General features: G+C 39.1%; 22 protein-coding genes and 1 pseudogene. 13 read left to right on the top strand and 10 right to left on the bottom strand.

The genetic code is table 11. The features are described 5' to 3' along the window. The 3 genes from tnpC (I6F10_RS10770) to I6F10_RS20460 all read left to right on the top strand — a co-directional run. On the top strand, window positions 1-970 hold a 970-nt coding region (gene tnpC, locus I6F10_RS10770), incomplete at its 5' end, for an IS66 family transposase (protein WP_197098801.1). A 93-nt stretch (window positions 971-1,063) separates the two neighbouring features. After that, window positions 1,064-1,693, top strand: a complete 630-nt coding sequence (tnpC, locus tag I6F10_RS10765) for an IS66 family transposase (RefSeq protein WP_021032143.1) — start codon at window positions 1,064-1,066, stop codon at window positions 1,691-1,693. Beyond that, window positions 1,693-1,785, top strand: a complete 93-nt coding sequence (locus I6F10_RS20460) for a hypothetical protein (RefSeq protein WP_021032142.1) — start codon at window positions 1,693-1,695, stop codon at window positions 1,783-1,785. Before tnpC (I6F10_RS10765) ends, I6F10_RS20460 begins: the two co-directional genes overlap by 1 nt. A 173-nt stretch (window positions 1,786-1,958) precedes the next feature. Here I6F10_RS20460 and I6F10_RS10760 read toward each other — a convergent pair whose 3' ends face one another. From I6F10_RS10760 to I6F10_RS10725, 8 genes are all read right to left on the bottom strand, one after another. Further along, a complete protein-coding gene (locus tag I6F10_RS10760) occupies window positions 1,959-2,336 on the bottom strand; it encodes a diacylglycerol kinase (RefSeq protein ID WP_010554758.1) in 378 nt (125 codons plus the stop codon). Further along, a complete protein-coding gene (locus tag I6F10_RS10755; protein ID WP_002962876.1) occupies window positions 2,326-3,057 on the bottom strand; it encodes a phosphatase PAP2 family protein in 732 nt (243 codons plus the stop codon). Before I6F10_RS10755 ends, I6F10_RS10760 begins: the two co-directional genes overlap by 11 nt. Beyond that, on the bottom strand, window positions 3,044-3,946 hold the full coding sequence (locus I6F10_RS10750; RefSeq protein WP_002962881.1) for a cation diffusion facilitator family transporter: 903 nt from the start codon (window positions 3,944-3,946) through the stop codon (window positions 3,044-3,046). Before I6F10_RS10750 ends, I6F10_RS10755 begins: the two co-directional genes overlap by 14 nt. After that, window positions 3,947-5,563, bottom strand: coding sequence for a phosphoethanolamine transferase (locus tag I6F10_RS10745; protein WP_231619929.1), 1,617 nt, complete (start codon window positions 5,561-5,563; stop codon window positions 3,947-3,949). Window positions 5,564-5,759: 196 nt separating this feature from the next. Next, window positions 5,760-8,960 carry an efflux RND transporter permease subunit gene (locus I6F10_RS10740; protein ID WP_165724382.1) on the bottom strand — a complete coding sequence of 1,067 codons (3,201 nt, stop codon included), beginning with the start codon at window positions 8,958-8,960 and terminating at the stop codon, window positions 5,760-5,762. 12 nt (window positions 8,961-8,972) lie between these two features. Beyond that, complete coding sequence (locus tag I6F10_RS10735) at window positions 8,973-10,319, bottom strand: efflux RND transporter periplasmic adaptor subunit (RefSeq protein ID WP_024603825.1); 1,347 nt, start codon at window positions 10,317-10,319, stop codon at window positions 8,973-8,975. A gap of 62 nt (window positions 10,320-10,381) precedes the next feature. Further along, entirely contained in the window at window positions 10,382-11,620 is a 1,239-nt protein-coding gene (locus I6F10_RS10730) for a TolC family protein (protein WP_165724380.1), read from the bottom strand. A gap of 104 nt (window positions 11,621-11,724) precedes the next feature. Continuing rightward, window positions 11,725-12,072, bottom strand: coding sequence for a hypothetical protein (locus I6F10_RS10725; protein WP_016899519.1), 348 nt, complete (start codon window positions 12,070-12,072; stop codon window positions 11,725-11,727). 169 nt (window positions 12,073-12,241) lie between these two features. Here I6F10_RS10725 and I6F10_RS10720 point away from each other — a divergent pair. Continuing rightward, window positions 12,242-12,652: pseudogene (locus I6F10_RS10720) on the top strand (ISAs1 family transposase); the annotation flags it as partial. Between the two features lie 32 nt (window positions 12,653-12,684). Here I6F10_RS10720 and I6F10_RS10715 read toward each other — a convergent pair. Beyond that, on the bottom strand, window positions 12,685-13,308 hold the full coding sequence (locus I6F10_RS10715; protein WP_008467336.1) for a recombinase family protein: 624 nt from the start codon (window positions 13,306-13,308) through the stop codon (window positions 12,685-12,687). 350 nt (window positions 13,309-13,658) lie between these two features. Here I6F10_RS10715 and merR point away from each other — a divergent pair, with 350 nt between their 5' ends. The 6 genes from merR (at window position 13,659) to I6F10_RS10685 (ending at window position 17,329) form a co-directional block, all read left to right on the top strand. Then, window positions 13,659-14,030, top strand: coding sequence for an Hg(II)-responsive transcriptional regulator (merR, locus tag I6F10_RS10710; protein ID WP_033011277.1), 372 nt, complete (start codon window positions 13,659-13,661; stop codon window positions 14,028-14,030). Between the two features lie 190 nt (window positions 14,031-14,220). Then, window positions 14,221-14,568, top strand: a complete 348-nt coding sequence (locus tag I6F10_RS10705; RefSeq protein WP_008467333.1) for a mercuric transporter MerT family protein — start codon at window positions 14,221-14,223, stop codon at window positions 14,566-14,568. A 46-nt stretch (window positions 14,569-14,614) separates the two neighbouring features. Then, window positions 14,615-14,899, top strand: a complete 285-nt coding sequence (gene merP, locus I6F10_RS10700; protein ID WP_008110847.1) for a mercury resistance system periplasmic binding protein MerP — start codon at window positions 14,615-14,617, stop codon at window positions 14,897-14,899. Continuing rightward, window positions 14,899-15,318 carry an organomercurial transporter MerC gene (gene merC / locus I6F10_RS10695; RefSeq protein WP_008467331.1) on the top strand — a complete coding sequence of 140 codons (420 nt, stop codon included), beginning with the start codon at window positions 14,899-14,901 and terminating at the stop codon, window positions 15,316-15,318. Before merP ends, merC begins: the two co-directional genes overlap by 1 nt. 20 nt (window positions 15,319-15,338) lie before the next feature. Then, window positions 15,339-16,778, top strand: coding sequence for a mercury(II) reductase (gene merA, locus I6F10_RS10690; protein ID WP_008467329.1), 1,440 nt, complete (start codon window positions 15,339-15,341; stop codon window positions 16,776-16,778). A gap of 113 nt (window positions 16,779-16,891) precedes the next feature. Next, entirely contained in the window at window positions 16,892-17,329 is a 438-nt protein-coding gene (locus I6F10_RS10685) for a MerR family transcriptional regulator (protein ID WP_008110853.1), read from the top strand. A 169-nt stretch (window positions 17,330-17,498) separates the two neighbouring features. On the opposite strand, the gene I6F10_RS10680 is transcribed toward I6F10_RS10685, so the two are convergent. Beyond that, window positions 17,499-20,468, bottom strand: a complete 2,970-nt coding sequence (locus I6F10_RS10680) for a Tn3 family transposase (RefSeq protein ID WP_254910763.1) — start codon at window positions 20,466-20,468, stop codon at window positions 17,499-17,501. A gap of 266 nt (window positions 20,469-20,734) precedes the next feature. Here I6F10_RS10680 and tnpA point away from each other — a divergent pair, with 266 nt between their 5' ends. From tnpA to tnpC (I6F10_RS10665), 3 genes are read left to right on the top strand one after another with little or no spacing between them, the layout of a single operon-like run. Next, window positions 20,735-21,040, top strand: coding sequence for an IS66 family insertion sequence element accessory protein TnpA (gene tnpA, locus I6F10_RS10675; RefSeq protein WP_013465796.1), 306 nt, complete (start codon window positions 20,735-20,737; stop codon window positions 21,038-21,040). Then, the gene (tnpB, locus tag I6F10_RS10670) at window positions 21,037-21,390 is read left to right on the top strand and encodes an IS66 family insertion sequence element accessory protein TnpB (RefSeq protein ID WP_024605589.1); all 354 of its coding nucleotides are present in this window, start codon (window positions 21,037-21,039) and stop codon (window positions 21,388-21,390) included. The genes tnpA and tnpB overlap by 4 nt, the downstream gene beginning before the upstream one ends. A 39-nt stretch (window positions 21,391-21,429) precedes the next feature. Next, window positions 21,430-22,974: an IS66 family transposase gene (tnpC, locus tag I6F10_RS10665; RefSeq protein ID WP_013465794.1), complete on the top strand. Its 1,545-nt coding sequence runs from the start codon at window positions 21,430-21,432 to the stop codon at window positions 22,972-22,974. Window positions 22,975-23,398: the final 424 nt, after the last annotated feature.

Here is a 23,398-nt window from a genome sequence, read left to right as displayed (position 1 = left end):
TCAGCTTATCACCAGTAAATACCAATACGGGTTACCGCTGTATCGCCAGGAAGCGATGTTTAAGCAATACGGTATTGAACTCAGTCGACAGACCATGAGCAGCTGGATAGACAAATCAGCCACACTCTTCGCGCCATTAGTTGAACGGCTTAAAGCCGAGCTGTTAAAGCAACCCACGCTGTTTGCCGATGAAACGCCATTAAAGGTGGTGAAATCGGACAAAGTAAACAGTTACATGTGGGTGTATTGCTCGGGTCGAGATTCACCAGACCCGAATAATCCTATCCCTAATATCGTACTTTACGACTTCCACAATAGTCGCGCGGCCGCCTGCGTGGTCAATTATCTTGATGGATATCAAGGGTACTTGCACGTGGATGGCTATCAAGCCTATGCCAGAACAGAGGCAACCTTAATCGGCTGCTGGGCGCATGCTCGTCGTATATTTATCGACGCGAAAAAGCTACAAGGTAAAAACAAAACCGGTAAAGCGGATGTGGTATTGAGCCTTATCCAAAAACTGTACGGCGTTGAGTCACGCATCAAAGATAAAAGTGTGGATGACAAATATACGGCAAGACAAGAGGTTAGCCTGCCTATTCTTAGCAAGCTAAGAATATGGCTTGAGCAGGATCAGCCAAATTTAGTGGGGAACAGCAAACTGATAGAGGCAGCTAATTACCTGGCAAATCAATGGCACAAGCTCATACGCTATGTTGATGATGGCCGACTTAGCATCGATAATAATAGAGCAGAACGCGCGGTAAAACCGTTTGTGATAGGCCGAAAGAATTGGTTATTTAGCCAAACGGCTAACGGTGCCCATGCTAGTGCCACCCTTTACAGCATTGTGGAAACCGCCAAGATAAATGGTCTAATCCCATTTAATTACATCTGTGCTTGCCTTGATGAACTGTGCCAGCCTGAGCCCGATATCGACAGCTTGTTACCCTGGAATTTTAAAACATAGGTGTAGTTCGCTAGACGCTCACCTTAATTGCGGTGATTTATAGGCGATGAAACCTCGTTAAACGTTATTAACGCAGAGAAAGCGACCAGCTATATGTGGCTGTACTGTTGTGGCGATGATAAGCCGGGTAAAGACACTAATATTGTCCTGTTTGATTATCATAATAGTCGCGCGGCCCACTGTGTAGTTGGTTTTCTTGACGGTTATCAAGGCTACATGCACGTTGACGGCTACAAAGCATACGAGCAAACGAAGGCAACACTGGTTGCGTGCTTAGCTCATATACGCCGTAAGTTCATCGAGGCCAAAGGCAATAATAAAAAAACCGTTAAAGCGGATGTAGCACTTAACCTTATTCGCAAACTCTATGGTATTGAGCAAGCCATCAAAGGTAAATCGGTCAGTGAAAAATTCACCGTTAGGCAGCAAAAAGCCAAACCAATCGTTGATGAATTGTATCAATGGTTACTCAAACACAAAGATAAAATCCCTCCCCAAATGGCGCTAGGGAAAGCAATTACCTATGCGATAAACCAGTTTGAGAAATTCAGGCGTTACCTCGATGATGGCAGGCTCAGTATTGATAATAACCGAGCAGAGCGAGCCATAAAACCGTTCGTAATAGGGCGGTTTTATGGCTGTTCTCAAATACCAGTAATGGCGCGCATGCCAGCGCCATACTCTATAGTCTTGTTGAAACCGCAAAGGCAAATGATCTTGTAGTGCATGACTACATCTCAATGTGCTTGCAACATATTGCAGAGCAGCCAAGTAACCTTGAGCCACTGCTACCTTGGAATATTAAGCAAGGCTAGGTGTCGTTAGCTATACGCTTACAGCAGAAGTTACTATTTGAGTGTTTTGGCTAAAAATGTTTGTATTTTTTGATCTATAGCGGACATGGCTGAAAATATTCTTAATTGTCTAACATAGAGTATTAGATTAAATATATTTTTGAATTATTATACATTCTAATAACATTTACACTTCATAAGCTCAAGTGCTGAATAAATACACCAGCCCATATTAAAGTTGCGATGATAACGCTCACCATCACAGCCAAAGAGCCTAAGTCTTTCGCTAAACCTGACAGCGGATGAATTTCCGCGCCAATTCTATCGACTACTGCCTCAATAGCGGTATTGAAGATTTCTGCCAACAATACGAATAATAAAGCGCACCAAAGAATCACGTACTCAAAAAGTGAAAATGGAAAGAATAAACAGCCCACAACGAGAAGAACTGACAGCCAGAATTCTTGTTTAAACGCTGCTTCATTTGCTATCAGCCATTTAAACGCTCTGAGTGAATGCCCCGCTGCTAGGTATATTCGTTTTATTCCCGTCGGCTTTTGCTTAGTACCCATTGATTGGCTCCTGTTGGCTATTCTTAGCATTAGGTTTGGAATTAGGAAAGTGTAAGGTACGAAACACTACCGCGGCTATCAAACAAATGATTAACCATGACAACGTCATCGTTGTTAGTGTGTGACTTAAAAAATGGTCACCTATCGCCATCTTATAACTCCCCATAATCCAGCCAGTAGAAACAGCAAACGCTATCGCAATACATTGGTATTTCGGACGATAAAACAAAAAGAATAATGACATTAAGGCAAAACCACCGCTGGCATGACCCGCAGGAAAGCACTTGTACTTTTTAGTTGACTCAAACGATTCAGGCATTAATTCAAACGCCTTAACATAAGGGACATCGCCGCCATATAGTTCAAGCTGCGCAGGACAAGCACCATTGGTTGTTGCTTTTAAACCGCCGATGACTGACGGCACTAACATCAAAGAGAAAATAACCACTAATAATCGCTTTTGAAAGTGCTTAGAGTACTTGCGTCTACAAGCGATAACGTAAAAAGCAATGAGCGACAGTGCCAACAAAATAATGCTGTATTTAGGCAACAAGTAAAAAATAAAACGATAAGGCTCTTCATATTTATCAATTAACCACGTTTGGTTGGATGCATTGAATAACAAATTTTGAAGCCAAATATCGCTATTTGTTGTTTCAAATAAAAAAGCAATAAGCGTTAATGCATACATTGAATAAAGCAGGTGTTTACTCAAGTTCAAAACAATTCTCCATTTGCAAGGTGTTCCCTACTACCACTTCTATGGTCGAGTGGTGAATACCGTATTGAGCTGCGAGCAAATCTTTAATTGGCTTAAGATCTTGGAATTGTTCCATCGTTTTTAAGTTAACACTGGTTTCTAAATACACTTCGCTATCATCTAATTGCCACACATGAATGTGTCTTACTTTTTCAACATTCTCCATTGATTCGATATCCTTACAAATCTTATCGATATCGATATCAACGGGGACCGCTTGCATTAAAATACGAATACTTTGCTTAGCTAAAATAATACCGTGGTACACCACATAAACCGAGATAAGTATGGTTGCCAATAAATCGACAACATACCATTGATATAAAATGATCAAACTACCCGCAACAATGACAACGACAGAAGCAAAGGCATCAGATAAATTATGAATAAATGCCGCTCTGAGATTCAAGTTATTCTTCGCGCCTGCTTGATAAGTCAACCACGCGGTTATGGAATCAATCACTAAGGCTATTGTCGCAATCCAAACAACAATCCAACCATCAATAGGTTGAGGGTTAAAGTACTTCTCAACTGCGGCATAAATGAGATATATACCAAGAATAATAAGGGTAGTACTGTTGATTAATGCCCCGATAATTTCAGCCCGTTTAAAACCAAAAGTCATTTGGCTATTAGCGGGTTTTCTTGCAATTTTTCTCGCAACAATCGCAATAACGATAGCGCCTGCATCACTGAGGTTATGAAGCGCATCAGCAATCAAGGATAAACTACCTGATAAAACCCCGCCGATAACTTGGGCCACAGTAAGTAAAATATTGATAAATACTGCCATGCTTAATTTTCCGTCATGGTTATGTGCATGGCTGTGCGTATGGTTATTATTTGACATTTACTCTTCCTCTTGCGTAACAAATAGTGGTGATGGCGCTTTTTCAGGCAATGACATATCTGTGCTGATATTTAACGCATGTAGTAAAGAAAAAGAAAAAGCATCGTGAGAACTTTCTTTTTTACTTTGTTTGACCGTACTTTCCATATCAACGTGTGATGAAGAGCCGAACCAAGCAATTAAAGGTACATGAGTCTGTTCTTCAGGCGCCAGCATGTAAGGCATACCATGTAAGTAGAGTCCGTTCTTACCTAACGATTCACCATGATCGCCAATATAAAACATGGCAGTTTCAAAGTTGGTATTGTTCTCTTCTAATAAATTAATGGTTTCATTGATAAAGTAATCGGTATAGAGAATGGCATTATCATACGCATTAACAATTTCGCTAGTTTCACAGGCGGAGAGTTCGCTTGTTTGACAGGCAGGAGTGAACTTCTCAAAGTCTTTGGGGTATCGTTTGTAATATGCCGGGCCGTGGTTGCCCATTTGATGAAGCACTATGAATACACTACCTTCTTGATCATCAATATACCCCTGTAAACCGTCTAACATACCAATGTCACGACACTCTATATCGCACACTGAATTTAGCTCAGGTGATTTGAAATTTTGGTATTCGACACGATCTGCGACGCCTTTTGAACTAGAGTTATTGTCTCGCCAAAGGACACTTACCCCGGCTTTGGAAATAACATCTAATACGTTTTGTGTTCGCCGTGCTTTTTTATTATCAAATGACTCTCGGTTATCGAATGAAAACATACAAGGGACCGAAATCGCGGTTGATGTGCCACAAGCATAGAATTTATCAAAACTAATTAAATCATCTCTTTGAGCTAATAATGGTGTAGTTTCTCGTTTATAGCCATTTATAGAAAGATTACCCGCATGGACAGTTTCACCGACAATGACAATGTAGAGTTTTTTATGCGACTCTTTATCAATATCATTGGCAGAGTTTACTACCATTAAAAATTCGTTATTTTCTTGCTGTTCAAGCACGTCCTTGAGGAAAAATCCCGTAGAGTAAATGGGATAGATAGGATTTAAGTAAAATCTTAATGGCTTGTGTTCTCTAAAGAAATTAGTGAATTGAGCACTAAAAATATAAAGTGAAACAGTAATTACACCAAGTGCCATGATGGTATTACTTATTTGTAGCCAACAGTTTTTTGTCCATGACGATTTATCTATTTTGACCATAAAAAGGCAAGCTATAGGTACTATGGCTAACAACAAAACAGTTAAAAAATACTCAAATGACAGTAAGTCAGTTGCTTCATCGATATTCGTTTCAGCAATGTTTTGAATCATTACATTATCAATGATGGTGCCAAAGCTATCGGTATAATAACCAGCCATGGCAGATAAGAGTAAAAGACTGCTCAGTACTATTCGAACGGGAATGATAATACTGAAAAATGACACAATAATGGTTAATACACTCATTACCACAAGAGTCAGCGCGATAATAAAACCTTGATTATCTTGCCACGGGTATACCGAATTAACTTGTTCAAAAAATGTAGAATTGCCCGTCACTATAATAAATAGCACGGTGGCGATAATAAGGAGGTTTGGCGAATAATTGAAAAACGACAGCTTTTTCATCATTATTCCCTAAATTTAGGATGCAAAAATTCGAAGCTAATAAAAGCCTACTATTGAATCTCTGCATCGAGTGAAAATGACTGGCTAAGCCCTGCTTTTGACAAGAGCTTAGCTAGTAGCGATTTATAGTGCTATCAAATTAGTTACTTACTTTATTAATTTGTAAGTTAATGAGTAAGTCACTAAGTTATCTAGCGCGTTAGTCTCTAAGATCTTTGATTTTGGCTTTTGAGAACCAAGCATATAAAACCGGTAACACAAACAAGGTGAGTAACGTTGCAGTAACCAAACCGCCAACAATAACACTCGCCAGTGGTCGTTGAATTTCAGCGCCAACTCCATTGGACATCAGCATTGGAATTAAACCTAACGCAGAAGTAATGGCGGTCATTAATACTGGACGTAAACGAGATACTGCCCCATCAAAAACAGCTTTTGAGGTGTCTATACCATCTTTTACCAGCTGGTTAATGCTTTCTACCATGACTACACCATTAAGCACGGCGACACCAAACAAAGTGATAAAGCCGACTGAACTTGGCACTGACAAGTATTGACCTGAAATATACAGTGAGAAAATACCACCTATAACGGCCAAGGGTACATTCACTAAAATAAGCATCGCTTGACCAACAGAGCCAAAGGCGAAATAAAGTAGCAAGGCAATTAGTGCCAATGATAGAGGCACTACCACTGATAGTCGCTGCTGCGCACGTTGTTGGTTTTCAAATTGACCACCAATCACTACAGAATAACCTGCAGGTAAATCTACTTTGCTATCAATAACTGCACGAATGTCGCTAACAACACTTCCCATGTCTCGACCTTGAACATTGGCTTGAATTACCACGCGTCGCTGTACATCATCACGTCGCACTTGTGGTGGGCCAGATTCAAAACTGACGGTAGCAATATCGCCTAAACGTACCCAAGCACCCGTAGGTGATTGTATTCTCAGATCTGCAATAGCTTCTTGGTTATCACGGTATTTTTCTTCAATGCGAACATAAATATCATAACGTTCATTGCCATTGATTATTTGGCCAGCGCTAACGCCACCGATACCGTTTTTAACCACTTCCATGACATCGCCAACTGACAAACCAAAACGTGACAATTGCTGTCTTTTCGGTTTAATCACTAACTGTGCTTCACCAGCGATTTGCTCTAAGGCTACATCTCTTGCGCCATCAATTTGTTTGATTGCCGCTTCAATTTCTTGACCTTTGCTCGCCAACATATCTAATTCTGGTCCAAACAATTTAATGGCAAGTTGCGCTTTAACTCCTGACAGTAATTCATCTACACGAGTCGCTATGGGCTGTGAAAAGTTAAGTAATAACCCTGGGAATTGCTCAAGTTTCTCTTCCATTAAACCTTGTAATTCAACGCGATTTTTGGCACTTGTCCATTCTGAAACAGGTTTTAAGCCAATGTAAATTTCGATGTTATTAACTGGTTCAGGATCACCGCCGATTTCAGCACGTCCAATTCGACTTAGGGTATATTCAACTTCGGGGAACTCCATTAACTTTTCTTCAAGAATTGGAGCAACCGACAAGGCTGTTTCTAAACTTGCTGATGGCGCTAATGTTGCTCTTAGGTTAATGGTACCCTCTTCTAATTCTGGTACAAATTCAGTCCCTATTTGAGGTATTAAAGATGCTGCACCCACAAGTAACAATAATGAAGCAATAATAACTACTTTCGTGTGTTTCATCGCGGCTTTGAGGCCTTTTCGATAAAGCTTATCTAATGGTTTTAAGACAAAACTTTCTCTTTCTTTAACGCCTTTATTAAACATAAAGGTTGCTAAGGCTGGAACCACAAACAGTGCCACAAAAATAGCCGAAATAACCGCTAAAATAATACTGATAGCCATCGGCTGGAACAATTTAGCTTCCACTCCTTCAAAGCTAAATAACGGTGTAAATACCACTAAAATAATAGAGGCAGCAAAAAATACCGGGCGTGCAACTTCTTTTCCTGCTTCTTTTAATCGTAGAGGAATGCCTTCTTTATCATGTTCTACATCGTGGGGATCAGCATCTGTGCCTAACGTTCTCGCTTGCGCATTTTTGTAATGTGTTGAATCAGGTCTATTAAGGTGTTTGAACATGTTTTCAACCATCACAACAGAGCCATCAACCAACATACCAATAGCAACAGCGATACCACCTAACGACATTAAGTTTGCCGATAAACCTATCCAAGACATCACCATTAAGGCGATAGCGATTGAAATAGGAATTGAAATTAACACTAAAAAGGTTGCGCGTAAGTTCATTAAAAACAGAGCAAGTACGATAGCGATAAATATAAATGCCAGCGCTAATGCTTGCACTACAGTATCAACTGCTTTAGTAATTAAATCTGCCTGATCGTAGAAAGGTTCAAAACGTACGCCTTCAGGTAGTGCTTGGTTGATCATTGGAATACGTGCACTTATACCGTCGATTGTCACTTTAGTATTTGCGCCCATACGTTTCAATACGATACCTGAAACCACTTCACCTAAGTTTTCAATGTTACCCTGTGCATCTCTGCGCGTCATAGTAACTGCGCCTTGGCGTATTTCACTACCCAGCGAAACCTTGGCTACATCTTCGATAGTCACCACAGTACCATCAACCGTTTTAACCGGTACTTGTCTAATATCAGCTAAACCTGCTTCGCCACTATTAAACCAACCTGTGCCACGAATAACTAATTGCTCTTGTCCACGGTTCATGTACCAACCGCCAACATTGGCATTGTTGTTATCGAGTGCAGTAACAATATCGTCTTGCGTTAACTCATATGATAATAATTTACTTGGCTCAATGTTGACTTGATACTGTCTGACGTTGCCGCCAAAAGATAAGACGTCGGTAACACCATCTACCGGCATAACCAATAACTTTACTATCCAATCGTTCAAGCTCCTTAAGGTCATAGAATCATAACCAGAATCTTTATCTGCAATTAACAAATACTGAAAAACTTGACCCAAACCTGAGGTGTTAGGTCCCATTTCTGGTGTGCCCACGCCTTGCGGAATTAACTCTTTTGCCGCTTGTAAACGCTCAAATACTAACTGGCGAGCAAAGTAGATGTCTGTGCCTTCTTTAAAGACAACAGTAACACCCGATAAACCCGTTTTTGAAATAGAGCGTACTTGCTCTACATCAGGCAACGCATACATTACTGCTTCAATGGGATAGGTTATTAACTGCTCTACTTCTTCAGCGGCTAAGCCCGGTGCTTCAGTATTAACCGCTACCTGAACATTGGTTACATCAGGAAAAGCATCTAAATTTAGTTTTGGGATCACCATAACAGAGCCTGCCATAGTAGCAATTAGGGCGATAATTACTAAGAGTCGATTATTGATCGACCAATCAATTATTTTATTAAACATAATCTTATTCCCCTAGTGGCCGTGCGGATCAAATCCGCCTTTTGCTATTTCTGACGCAACAAAAAAGGCACCTTTTGTTACCAAACGGGTATTAGGCTCAATACCGATAATTTGACGGTAATTGCCTAATGGCTGACCTAATTCAACTTCAACGGCTTTAAATTCACCAGGATGGTCTTCAACAAATACCGTCCAATCACCATCGGCACCACGCATTAATGCTGTTTCTGGTACTGCTATTACAGGGCTTTGCGTATCAAACTGAAAATTTACATTAACAAACATGCCTGAATGCAAACTGTCATCAGTATTTTCAACCGACAGTCTAACGATTCGGGTACGCGTACTTGGATCAATGGTATGTGCTTCTTGAATGACCTTGGCAACATGCACTTGCCCGGCAAACTCAACTTTTGCAATGGTGCCAATAGGAAGACTTAATTTTTTATTTGGCGAAACACGCGCTTCAACCCATAAGTCTTTTTCATCAGCCAATACCATGATTTTTTCACCGGCAGGCACACGTTGTCCTTGAGAGAAATCATCACTTAAAACCACACCAGAGCGCTGAGCGACTAAGGTATATTCACCAAGATTTGATGAGTTGTTTTTTACAATATCTTTAATGGCTGCTTTGGTTAAACCAAAGGCAGTTAATCGACCATAAGCTGAAATGTAATCTGTTTCACTGGCTAATAGGCGGCTTTCACTGACGGTGCCAAGGCCCAATTTTTTAGCTCGTTGCCACTCACTGTAAGCAACACGATATTGTGCTTGTGCTTCGGCCATTGATTCACTAAATAAGGTAACTAAAGACTGACCCTTAGTCACATGTTCACCTAAAATAGCATGACGACTGATCACTACCGATTCAGTACGTGAAGAGACAATGTAACTGGTATAACCGTTCGCTTTTATTTCTCCTGGTGCATAGATACTTTTAGCAAAAATTGCCGGCTTTAAGTTAGTCACTTTGATATTGGCGAGTGCCATTTTTTCTGGACTAAAACTTATGCCTTCTTCATGTTCTTCTTCAGCTGTTTCTTTACTCGCTGTTTCACTACCATGGTCATGACCGTCATCAGATTTCTCCTCCGCAGCATGGTCGTCTTTGCTTTCATCACTACCATGTTCATGACCACTTTCGTCATGCACTTCTTCACTTTCAGAGTCATGATCATGGTCAGTTTTTAATACGATGGATTGCTCTACTGCTGGCGTTTTTTCTAGAGCGGCATCGTTATATGATAATGCCGTAGTTGACACGACAGCTAAGCCAGTAAATAAACTACTTAGGGTAATGAGTTTTATTTTTTTCACTATTTTATGAGATGTTTTATCAGTTATTTTATTTTTCATTTTTAATTCCAAATTCTGTAACAATTCACGCTCATCAAGCCGCGTAAAGTGATATAATAGGTTTAGTTTAATAGCTTAGTTGCCGCATTTAATTGGCCTACATCGAGTAGCCATTGCACTTCGCTTATTTTGAACTGGGCTTGTAATTCAATGCCCGCGTATAAACCTTCCGCTCTTTGTTGTAATGCCAATAAATAATCCGAGGTATTTAAATCACCTACTTGCCATTGTTTTTGCAATAACTGCGCGCTGTGTTCGCCGCGTCCTTGCATTAACTGTTGCCAACGGCCAAGGTATTTTTTATTAGAGATTAGTGAGGCAGTACTTGCCTGTATCAAATACTTTTGCTTACGCATTACTGAACGAAAATTTGCTTCTGCGGCGATAGCTTGTTGGTTTTGTGCTTTGGCATTAGCTTGGTAATCATTACGAATATTTAACGGCATAGAAAAAGTAACTCCGACAACATTATCGACATCATTTTTTCCGGTACTAATTCCAATGGTAGGATCGGCTTTGGTTTCAAGCATGGCATATTGAGCTTTACTTTTTTGCATTTGCCACAGTGCTTGAGAGGCTAATACTTGCGGGTGCTGCGTTAACCACTGCTCAGCTACTTGAAAGTTTGTAACGCCTAAGCCCTGCTCTGGATATGCTTGTGTATCAGGACGCCAATCAGGCAACAACTCATTAACCTTGGCTTGAGCTTGTGTTAACTGTGCTTGTATTTGGGCCGTTTTATTAAGCATTTGCGACAAATTCAAGAAAGTTAACTCAGCATCAACCTGACCAAGATCGCCAGCTTTCTGCCTTTTAGTTACAATTTTAAGCAAGGTTTCTAACTGTTGCTCTTGTTCAAAAGCAAGTGACGACTTATCCATGGCAAGTTGCCAATTAATAAGTGCTTTTAAGGCTTGTGCTTTTTTCTGCTCTATCGCATAAGTGAATTGTTTACTGGCCGCCGTTAATATTTTATCGCCGATAGCAGCATTAACAGCCTGCTTATCCCACAAGTCAATCGTTTGGCTAATACCAATATTGTAATTATTTCCGTCACCTTCACGCTCGTAACCTGTCGATAGTTCTGGGTTGTAAAGTGGTAACTTACTGCCCTGTGCTTTGGAAAATTCAGCATTCATGAGTTCACGTGCTGAGACAATATCAGGGTGTTTATTGATTTGCCGATCGAGCCAGTCACTCGATAGCGTTGGCTTAGCAAAAGCGAAGCTACTAACAGATAAACTTGCTGAAAAGCCGATAAATAATGCGATTCCAGTAGATTTTGCTGAGAAAAATTTCATAATAATCTCTTAATTTAATAATAAAATGCCGCAACTAAACCAACTAGGCTACATTAAGCGCTAGTTAAGAATAAATTTGTTACGAATATAGCTTTAAAACTAAATTAAACGATTGGGGGGCGTATAGGTTCTTCAGTGAATATTTTATCTACATGAACAGCATAAAAATATTGATTTGTAATAATAAGTTTAGGGGTCTGTAGTGTAGATTTATTACTGGCAACCCACTGTGTGTGAGTGCCTTGACAGTGACCACAATGATGGCAATCTTTAATATTATGTTCAGTGTCAGATGATTCATCGAAAAGTTCAATATCTTCACTATCATGGGAATGTTCTGTTTGAATATGTAGAGAGTCAATCTGATGACTTTCATTTGAATTAGCCACAGAAGCAAACGACTGCAATGCAATCGATAGTACTACTAACAAACTAATCCAAGTATTTTTCATTTTTACTCTAACATCAAAATTTTAAAAAACATGGTAGTCAAGAAACCCACTCAAGTCAATCAAATTAAGTAGTTTATACAGGACAATCCACGGCAAGATCATTATAAATTGAACTTCTAGAACAAGTAGCGATCAGATCAAGGCATTATAATCACCTTGGTCACTTAATATGAGCGCTACTTTTCTGAAACACTTTGATTCAATTACCGATCCTCGCATTGAACGCTGTAAAAAGCATGAACTTATCGATATTCTCCTCTTAGCCATTAGTGCTGTACTCTCCGGCGCAGAAGGATGGGAGGATATTGAAGATTTTGGGCATCTAAAACTTGATTGGTTAAAAAAATATGGCGCTTTCAAAGAGGGTATCCCAAGACACGACACCATTGCCCGTGTCATTTGTCGGTTAAAATCAGATGAAATAGAGCATTCATTTCAATCTTGGATATCATCACTTATTGAAACCACTGGTGCTGATATCATTGCCATTGATGGAAAAACAGCACGTCGTTCATTTACAACCAAAGATAGAAAAAGTGCCTTACATACCGTCAGCGCATGGAGCTGCCAACACCAATTAGGGGTTTTGCGCCCATCCCCTCGAAATTAACCTTAGTCTAAATTTTTAAGCTTTTTTCTAACTCTAATTACCGTACTTCGACTAACTCCAACTGCTTCAGCCGTTTTATTAATACTAAATCCAGCTTCAGTAAACGAGGCAATCCTATCATGAGCCTCTAAATCAGGCTGACGACCGTGATAAAGTCCCTTTTGCTGTGCTTTTACAATACCTTCTTTTTGCTTACGTTCACGTTCTCGATATTCTTTATATGCACTGGCCGCTAATATTTCTAACAGCATATTATTAATAGCACTAAGTATTGATCTCATAAAATCATCACTTGGAAAACTGCCAAATGTTAAATGACTGGTTGGTAGATCTAAACTAACAACACTAATTCCTTTTTCATTTATTGAGGCTACAAGAGTTTTCCAATCATCAGGGCTTAGCCTTGTTAAACGATCGATTGATTCAACTAACAAAACATCACCGGACTCTGATTCATCCAATAAACGAATTAGCTCTGGTCTATCTAAAGAATTACCAGATTTATTTTCTATATAAAAAGAAGCAATTCGTTTGCTGAAGCCAGAAACGAATTTTTTTAATGAGCTTTTTGCTCTATTTGCATCTTGCTCAGAAGTTGATGCTCGTAAATATGCTCTTATGAACATTTTTGCCTAATTAGGTCTATTTAGATGGTGTCATATCATATAGGTTTATTTAAGTGGTGTCATTACGTAATTGCCTGTGATATATTAACAGTATCTTTAGGGTGTACTCATGTAGAACTGCATGTAATAACACTAATTTGGACTTTGATAATGAAAAAGGATAAACCATACATTGTTGTGGTTTAATATTGTTGTAACAACGGTAACTTTACTTATTTAATAGAAGAAAAAACAAAATCAATTAGCGATGTTTAAACTGGTATTCATTGATGGTCACTTTAATTAGATATAAAGTAAGTAAACAAAAAGTCAGTAAGGTAATTGATAACGTGTCTAAACGAACCATAAGTATGTTGGCTAAAGAACTGAGTGTAAATGTCGAAACAATTCGCTTTTATGAACGCAAAGGCTTAATTAAACAACCACCAAAGCCTATGCAGGGCTATAGACATTACCCGAAAGAAACGGTAAATAGAATACATTTTATCAAGCGTTCTCAAGAATTAGGTTTTACGCTAAATGAGATTGAAGGGTTACTTGCGTTAAACGATAGTCCATGTAGTAAAGTACAAGAATTAGCTAATAAAAAACTGATCGCAGTACAAAAAAAGATGGCTGACTTGTTGTTGTTAGAACACGCTTTGGAAGAACATTTAGGACAATGCCAAAATAATGATGACGATAGCCACTGCCCAATAATTGATTCGTTGCAACCGAAGTAAATGATTCACTTAACTACCATTTCCCACTAAAACAGCATATCCAATTTTACTTCTGCGCCTTAATTCAAGTTAGCTTATTCCCCGTATCTGTCGTAGCAGATTATCAAAGATAAATTTTTTATAAATCACCCTTGACTCCGTACTTAGGTACATGCAATACACTTGCATTATCACTTAATGAGGTATCTATATGAATCAAAAAGAATCAAACCTTCCAATGATAGGAGGCATCATAGCAGCATTAGGCGCAGGCGTATGCTGTGTAGGTCCTTTGCTCCTGTTATTACTTGGGGTAAGTGGCTCATGGATTGGTAATTTAACTGCATTTGAACCCTATAGGCCATTATTTATCGCATTTGTAGTGTTGTTGTTTGGTTACTCAGGTTGGAAAATTTACCGTCCTGTAGAAGAGTGTGAGCCGGGAACGGCCTGTGCAATTCCTAAGAAACAGCAACAACGAAAAGTAATTTTCTGGCTGAGCGTTATAGTTGCGACAATTTTAGTGACCAGTAATTATTGGATACTTTTGTTTGCTTAATATACAGATCAAGAAATTTATAACATTTTAAAATTTGGAGCTAATTATGAAAAAATTATTATTAACCGCACTGCTTTCACTTTCTAGTTTTGGTGCTTTTGCTGAAGTAAAAACAGTTACACTGGAAGTGCCAACGATGAACTGTGCGACATGTCCAATCACAGTTAAAAAGTCATTAGAAAATGTTGATGGCGTTGAAAATGCGAAAGTTACCTACAAGCCTAAGCTAGCTGTTGTTTCTTTTGATGACACTAAAACCAACATCAATGCATTAATTGCAGCGACTACCAACGCTGGCTACCCTTCAAATTTAAAAAGTGAAAATAAGTAATGTTTAGCCCCTTAGAACTAGTTACGCGTATCGGAGATAAAGCAGGCTCTATAGGTGCACTTGTTTCGGCAATGGGATGCGCCATGTGTTTTCCCGCGATAGCTAGTCTTGGTGCGGCAATTGGGATGGGATTTCTTAGTCAGTGGGAAGGGGTATTTATCAATACGTTGTTACCACTGTTTGCAGTATTAGCGCTGGCAATGAATATCTTAGGCTGGTTTAGCCATCGTCAATGGCACCGTAGTTTTATCGGTTCAATTGGCCCCATTTTGGTTTTACTCTCTTTATACCCTTGGTTCCAGTACGGGTGGAGTTCATACGTTACTTATACGGGGCTAGGACTAATGGTTGCTGTATCAATTTGGGACATGGTTTCTCCTGCGAATAAACGCTGTGATGATGAAACTTGTACCGCTTAACTTTTTAAGAGGAATAAAATATGTCAACGAATAGTTGTTGCTCGTCAAATGACATCCAGCCAGAACAATTACATGTAGCCATTATTGGTAGTGGTTCAGGGGCCTTTGCCAGTGCGATTAAAGCAGCAGAAGGCGGAGCAAGAGTTACTATCATTGAAGGAGCCGATGTAATCGGAGGTTGCTGTGTAAATGTCGGCTGTGTTCCTTCAAAAATATTGATCCGTGCTGCGCAATTAGCGCATCAGCAACGTACTAACCCGTTTGATGGTTTAGAAAATATTCAGCCACAACTTAGCCGCTCCTTATTAGCACATCAGCAAAACGCTCGCGTCGAAGAACTACGCGATGCTAAATATCAACGTATTTTAGAGAGTAATCCCGCGCTATCTTTACTTAAAGGTTATGCACGTTTTAAAAATCAAAATACCTTGCTAGTTCACAAGTCTGATGGTAGTGAAGAAGAGCTGGTTGCAGATCGCATTTTAATTGCAACAGGCTCTACACCAAGCATTCCGCCAATTAAGGGTTTAGTTGATACACCTTATTGGACATCAACAGAAGCCTTATTTGCAGAAGAGTTACCGAGTAGTCTAGTTGTCATCGGCTCCTCCGTTGTTGCTCTGGAAATTGCGCAAGCTTATGCCCGTTTAGGTAGCCGTGTGACAATTCTAGCCAGACATACCCTTTTATATGCTGAAGATCCGTTATTAGGTGAAAAACTGGCAGAGTGCTTTGAAAAAGAAGGTATTAGGGTACTTAATAATACGCAAGCAAGTCATGTTTCTTATGATAGCAATGGTTTTTCATTGGAAACTAACGAAGGAACATTAATCGCTGAAAAATTGCTTATCTCTACGGGTCGCCATGCAAATACTGGAAAGCTTGGTTTAGAAAATGTTGGTGTTGAAACAGATAAAAGTGGTGCCATTGTTGTTAATAGTATGATGGAAACATCAACAGCTAACATTTATGCCGCTGGAGATTGCTCCAATATGCCACAATTTGTTTATGTTGCTGCTGCTGCCGGAAGTAGGGCTGGAATTAATATGACAGGTGGAAATGCGCAACTCGACTTATCTACCATGCCTGCTGTTATATTCACCGACCCACAAGTTGCTACGGTAGGTCTAACCGAAGTACAAGCTTCAGCGGTAGGAATAAATACGATAAGTCGTGTACTTGATATGGAAAACGTACCAAGAGCTTTAGCAAATTTTGAAACGGATGGTTTTATCAAGTTGGTAGCTGAAGAATCCACGGGAAAACTGATAGGCGCACAAATTTTAGCCCATGAAGGCGGAGAACTGATTCAAAGTGCGGCTCTTGCTATTCATAATAAAATGACAGTCGAAGAATTGGCAGGTCAACTATTTCCGTATTTGACGATGGTTGAAGGATTGAAGTTATGCGCTCAAACCTTTAGCAAAGACGTTAAAGAGCTATCTTGCTGCGCAGGGTAATCATTTAACGGTAATGTACTTACAGAAATGTTAATGGAGTGCCAATTGATTGAATGTAATCAAGATATCTTAAGGCATTCCATTAACAACACAAATTGGAAGCATGCTAAATCATGATTAAATCTAAGGTTGAAAACATTCCTGTTGGTGAAGTCAGTTTTTTGACAGAGATACCTGACATCAATAAGTTCATTAGTAGTGATGATGATGCGTTGGATTTTCCTTTGAGTATTTCTCAACTGGCACTAGCTGCACAAACATCTGTCCATACGGTAAGAAATTATGTTCTTGAGAACTTAGTACACTGCGAAGAAAAAACTAAGTCAGGCCATTCACTTTACGGCTTATGTGCATTAAAGAGATTAAAGTTCATTCGAGCAGCAAGGGCGGCAGGTCTTCTTGTAGTTGATATCAAGCCATTACTAATGGCAATAGATGCAGGAGAAAGAAAAGTTCCTGAAGACATCCAAAAGCTGCTACTTACTAAAATCGAGCATAGAAAAGTATTTTTAAATCTAGTAACAAACCAAATTGAAGAGTTTTGCAATTAGAACAATTATAGAACAGTTCATGGCTCGACTAAAAACTTGTTAGCTTATCTGTTTTCTATCAATGTTAGCTTGTATATATCAAGCATATAGAATATCAACACCTCCAATTTTTAATGGCACTTTGATGCGCAGTACCTTTTGAATTAGAAATACAAACAGATGGCATTCTTTAACTTATTGATTCTACATCACTAAGTAAACCAGCTAAGTCGATTTCTTTGCGGTCTTTATTAAAGGCATATTCCCCATTTAGATTAATGTGTTGCCAAGCAACAGGTGAAAGCCGAGAAATAACATCAACCACATCTTGCCTACCGTTCCTCTCTTGGATTTGTAAAAATGCCGATAGTAACGCGGAATTATAATAAATAATGCAATTTGAAATGAGTCGAGCACAATCGTTCCATTGTGATACTTGGTAATCATTCCCCCCACGAAATTTATTGCCATTAACTGAAGTAATAGCACGTTTTAACTGATGGTATGCTTCACCTCTGTTCAAGGCTTGCTGGACGTAATGACGCAACGTTGAATTATCAACATACTCCAAAACATAAATAGATTTAATTAAACGGTCGTACTCATGCAATGCTGACAATCTTCGGCTCTTGCCGTTACTCAACTTTCTAATGATTGTGCTTTGAGTGGTGGTTTTACGACTCAATGAACAAACAATATGCTGAATATTGTCCCATTCTTCAGCAATTAGCTTATGATTAATATCTTTCTTTAATTGAATACGGCCTCCGTTCTCTTCAGTCACTTCAAATAGCTCAAAAAACACCTTTTTCATTTTCGCGTATCGAGGGGCGAATGTGTAACCAAAGAAATCTAATATAGCGAAGTTAACATTATTGGTACCATGCGTATCGGTCGATAAGGTATTAGGCTGTATATCTGAAGAGTTGTTATAGAGTAAGTCAAAAGCAAAGTGACCTTCATATTCGTTAGCGCCAATGACTTGCGTACTCACCGGAACATGATTAGAAACCAATGTTAATGCTGAAACACCTTTACCTTTGGAGAAGTACTTAGACGAATACCGAGCCTTAAACGTATTTATGCGACACTCAAATTTTTGACCATCAATGCTTGAAAACAACTGATTATCGTCCACATGGTAATAGGCAAATATTGGCAACGTGGCTATAGCATTAGAAACCTGATCATTAGACGTTTTGAGTGTTTCATATCTGACATAACTATCATCTACACTGCGTAATTTACCCATTGAACGGTCAGAGATATTCGCCATTTTATATAGGCCGTAATTGGTGCCGTTTGCCAATATACAGGCGATCAGATCTTCTTTATTTACTGGTGATTTTTCTTTAGTTGCTGATATGTGTGTAAATGAATTTAAGTAACCTGTCTTTTGATCAACAAACAACATGAGTTCAACGATACCCATGTGTTGAATTTGATTGTAGAGCGGGTTTTCAATTGTTTGTTGCCAACGGCTGTTAGGAATTGACCACTTGAGTTCGGCTTTGCCAGGAATAAACTCAACATACTTATTATCACCACTAAAGATATGCTCGCTTGCTTCCTTCAGCTTAACTTCTAATTGTTGGCTCTTATCTGCGAGTGTTTGGTTAATCGGTGTTGCCAGCTTATCAAGGCCAGTGTTTTCAATGATTGTCTCTTTTTGCTGCCATTCTTTAGGTTGTATAAGATCTGACGTTAAACTACGGTTATTAACGCTTTCTTTCACCGTTAAGCTATTACTGTGAAATAATTGTTCGGCTTTACGATAAAGGAAATACTCAAATCGATTAGCAATTAATTTGGTATTTTCTCCCTCTAAATACTCTCGGTCATGTTTAGGTACCACATCGATGTTAATGGTTTGGATAGCCTTTAATTCACTAAGTTCAGAATGTGCCATAACATACTGCTCATGGAGTTCATCCTTTAAATGAATGAACTCAATATCGATAGACATAAATAATGAGCGGATAAGTTTTTTAATTTTACTGGATTGTTTATCAATAAATTGCCATTCGTACTGACGGCCATCAAAGTCGTTATTATCTAAGTGATCACTTAACAGTTTAATACTGTCAGCAGGGATCAATTCAAAGGCTTTTTTACGTACATCACCAAAGCTTAAATCATCGTCCATATCGGTATCGATGAAGTACTTTAATAAACTACCAGCGGATTTTAATTTGGTTCTTACAATGGTTACATCTTCAACAATACGCTGCTTTGCATAGCCTTTAGCTGATTCGGTTAACTTCCTTACCAAGTAAATAAATGCAGCAACAAGATTGTCGTTAGTCTCTCGGTACCTGAAGAACAAGTAACAAACGAGATATAAAATAGTTTGGCTATCTGCGTGTTTTCTAAGCTTATAAACGGACTTGTGCTTTACCAGTGAAGCATAGTATTCAAGATTTTTAGGTGATAGCTCCAGTTCAGCAATCAGTGACTTAATTTCTGGATAAAGCGAGCGTATAATTTTATGCGTCTTCAGCTCTTGGGTGATTTGGCTCGTTGAAAAGTCCTTAGCCATTTTCTTTAACTTGGCTAAGTCAGTAAAGGTATTATTTGACTCAAGTAATTTAAGTAATGTTTTTCTGGTACCTGAAGACAAACTATCAAGCAGCACCATTTCAATTCGGTTACGCTCATTTGATAATACCGTAGAAATAGTGTCTTGCAGCGTTGTATAACCAGCTAGCGCTATTCTGTTTTGACCAAAATAAGCAATACATTCATCAAAAACATACCTTGGTTCAAGGTTGATTTTTACAACATCGTTAAGCCTTTTTAATAGCGGCTCTTTATCTAACTTGCTTTGGTATGCTGTAAACCCTGTATATTTTAATAACTTATTAATCAGCTTAGTTTTTGTTGTTGGTGATAAATCCTCAAGAGACATATCTTTATCGCTGAAATACTTGGATCTTACATAATCTAAATCATTACTGACTTGAGTAAATGAGAAATTAAATACTATTGGCCGTGACCTAAAGTAACCAAGCAGTAAGATAAAATACACTCTGGTTTCAATACGTCTTAATTCGTTGACGAGCCTTTGAGTTTCACTATCTAACGAAAAATAATCATCACGATCTTTACGGTTAAAATTGGGTAAGGCATAGAGTTCGTTGATTTCTGATTCGCTGAGAATTTGTATACGCTTGGTGTTTGATGAAGAAATAGTGGTAAGCCTTTCTTGTTATTTTTAATCAGCATACCTTAATCAATGAGGTTAATGTTTACCAGTCAACTGCTTAACATTACCATAAAGCCGATTTAAGCGACTAAAGTGGTAAACTTTTCATAAGATAGTTTACCACTGTGTATTATTACTTAAGTAAGCGCGCAATTAAACCCACATACCAATATTAATGCTACCTATGCATAATTTACTCAGCATATTAACCTGAGGTAATTATGAATAAACAGCAAAAAATAAAACACTGGCAAGGCATTTTTGAGCAGCAAAAATCGAGTGGTTTAGCCATCATTCAATTTTGTCGTGATAACAACATTAACGCATCGACTTTCTATGTTTGGCGTAAACGCCTTTCTGACGAAACGATAAGGGTTAAAAAGCAACAGGTGATCCCGTTTGTTATTCATGAGCAAGCCTTTACACACCCTTCAATCATTAAACTCACCACACCAAACGGCTATCAAATAGACTTCGAGTCGACATTAGCTAACCAAACGCTAGCCAAATTATTGAGCGTACTGTGACACCTTGCACCCACCAAGTTTACTTGGTCACGGGATTCACCGACATGCGAAAATCAATCAATGGGTTAAGTATTATTGTCAGCGATACCCTATCTCTCGATCCTTTAAGCCAAGCGTGGTTCGTTTTTTGTAATAAACAACGCGATAAATTAAAAATTTTGTTTTGGGATACCAATGGTTTTTGGCTTTATTATCGTCGCTTAGAGCAAGGACGATTTCAATGGCCAAATCATGCTCAAGCACACGTAGCCATGGGGATTGAACAACGGCAGTTACAATGGTTATTATCTGGCTTACCGGTAAATAATAAAACCCGCCACTCAACTTTATCAGGGTTATCAGTGATGTAAATTAACCAGATCGTTTTTTTTACTTGAACGATCTTTCCCATGTGTCATGCTATTAAAATGCCAGACACTATTCTCATCACCGAACTACAAAATCAGCTTGCACTTATGCAGGCTAAGCTTGATGGCTTAGAAAAAGATAAAATTTCACTGCAAGAAGATAAGGTTGAAATGCAATCGCGGATTGACCACTTGCTTGCTGAGCTTAAGTTAAGTAAATCCCAAAAATACGGTAAAAAAAGTGAAAAAGCCCCACGGGGCACCTTCAATGAAGCGGAGCAGCATAAAACGACTGAGCCGCCTAAACACCATAAGAAAGGTAAACAAATACTGGCTGAGCACTTTGAACGAGAAGAGGTTGAGCACACTTTAACCGAGTTAACATGTCAGTGTTGCGATGAACAACTACATCAATGTGGTAGTGAAGACAGCGAGCAAGTGAAGATTATTCCGGCGAAAGTCAGTGTCATTAAGCACAAACAATTTAAATATGCTTGCAGACATTGCGAGCATGAACAATTGGCCAGTAAAATAATCACCGCGCCTAAACCCAAGCAGCCTATTCCTGGCAGCATTGCGAGTCCAGAAGCGTTATCGGCGGTTGTTACGGGCAAATACTGCGACGCCTTACCGCTTTATCGTTTCGTTGACATACTGGGCCGTGGCGGCCTTGAACTATCGCGCGGAACATTAGCTAATTGGTGTATTAAAGCGGGCCTGCTAATCAGCCCCTTAGTGGCAGCCATGCAACGTCACTTGCTTAGTGAGCACAGTTTATGTGCCGATGAAACCCGTACACAAGTGTTAGATGAAGGTGACAACCCTAGCAGCAATTCCTACATGTGGGTTTATCGCAGCAATGAGGTCAGCCGTGAGCCTGTCGTGATTTACGATTACCAAGCAGGTCGAAGTCGCGCTTGCGCAAAAGAATTTCTTGCCGGTTATCAAGGCTATTTACAGTGCGACGGTTACCGTGTTTATGACGGTATTGAAGGCATTACCCCTGTTGGTTGCTGGGCACACGCTAGACGCAAATATAACGATGCCTTAAAAGCAGAGTCGAAAAACAAAGGTCGAGCGCATAAAGCCATCAGCTTTATCAGCCAATTATATAAACTGGAAACCCACGCTAAAAACAAACAGTTATCTCCTCAAGCGCGGTATCAGTTACGACAAGAAAAAGCCTTACCCATATTAATGCACTTTAAAGCGTGGCTTGATGAAGCCGAAGGTAAAGTAACGGCGGGGAGTTATATTGGCAAAGCGATAAAATACACGCTTAATCAATGGCCGAAATTAATGCGGTATAGTGAAGATGGCGAACTAGGGATTGATAATAATATTACTGAGCGAGATATTCGGCCGTTTACCACTGGTAGAAAAAACTGGCTATTCTCAAAATCGGTTAATGGTGCTCAGGCCAGCGCGATACTTTATAGTATTGTGATGACGTGTCGTGCTAATGACATCAATCCGTATTACTACTTTGTGCATTTATTTAAAACGTTGCCGAATCGAGATGTGGGTGATGATGATTTTACCGACCTAATGCCGTGGAATGTGCAGCTAGACTTCGATTATAGCTAAGCGCACTGCTTAAATGCGCGCTTACTTACTTAAGAATACTAATGCCGATTTCGAGGGGATGGGCTAAATAATACAAACTGTGTTATTCAAGGGGTGAAGTCCAATGGTACGAAAAGTTACTCTAAGCGTGAAAATTCAAGCTAAGGTTAATTTCGAGGGGATGGGCGCAAAACCCCTAGTAGGCTTAAATTATTTTGCGCGTGTTAAGTCGCCTTATTTTAAGCCGTATTAATTGTTTAATAGATTGAATTTTAATAACAATCAAACACCACAAACGAGAAGGAATTAGCTTCGCTCGAATTTTAACCTTGATTTTTAAGAGGTATTTAGTGTAATATGCTTTGTGTTCTAATAATTAGTTATCTAATGAAGTTTATTGGAAGTAAAAGTGGTTTGTTAATCTTAACGTCATTTTTAATCTTTA

It is taken from the genome of Pseudoalteromonas sp. SWYJZ98 (genome assembly GCF_015864495.1).
In the GTDB taxonomy this organism is placed as follows: Bacteria; Pseudomonadota; Gammaproteobacteria; order Enterobacterales; family Alteromonadaceae; genus Pseudoalteromonas; species Pseudoalteromonas distincta.
Note: the sequence above shows the minus strand (reverse complement) of the source record. Positions and strands in the feature narration are given on the sequence as shown.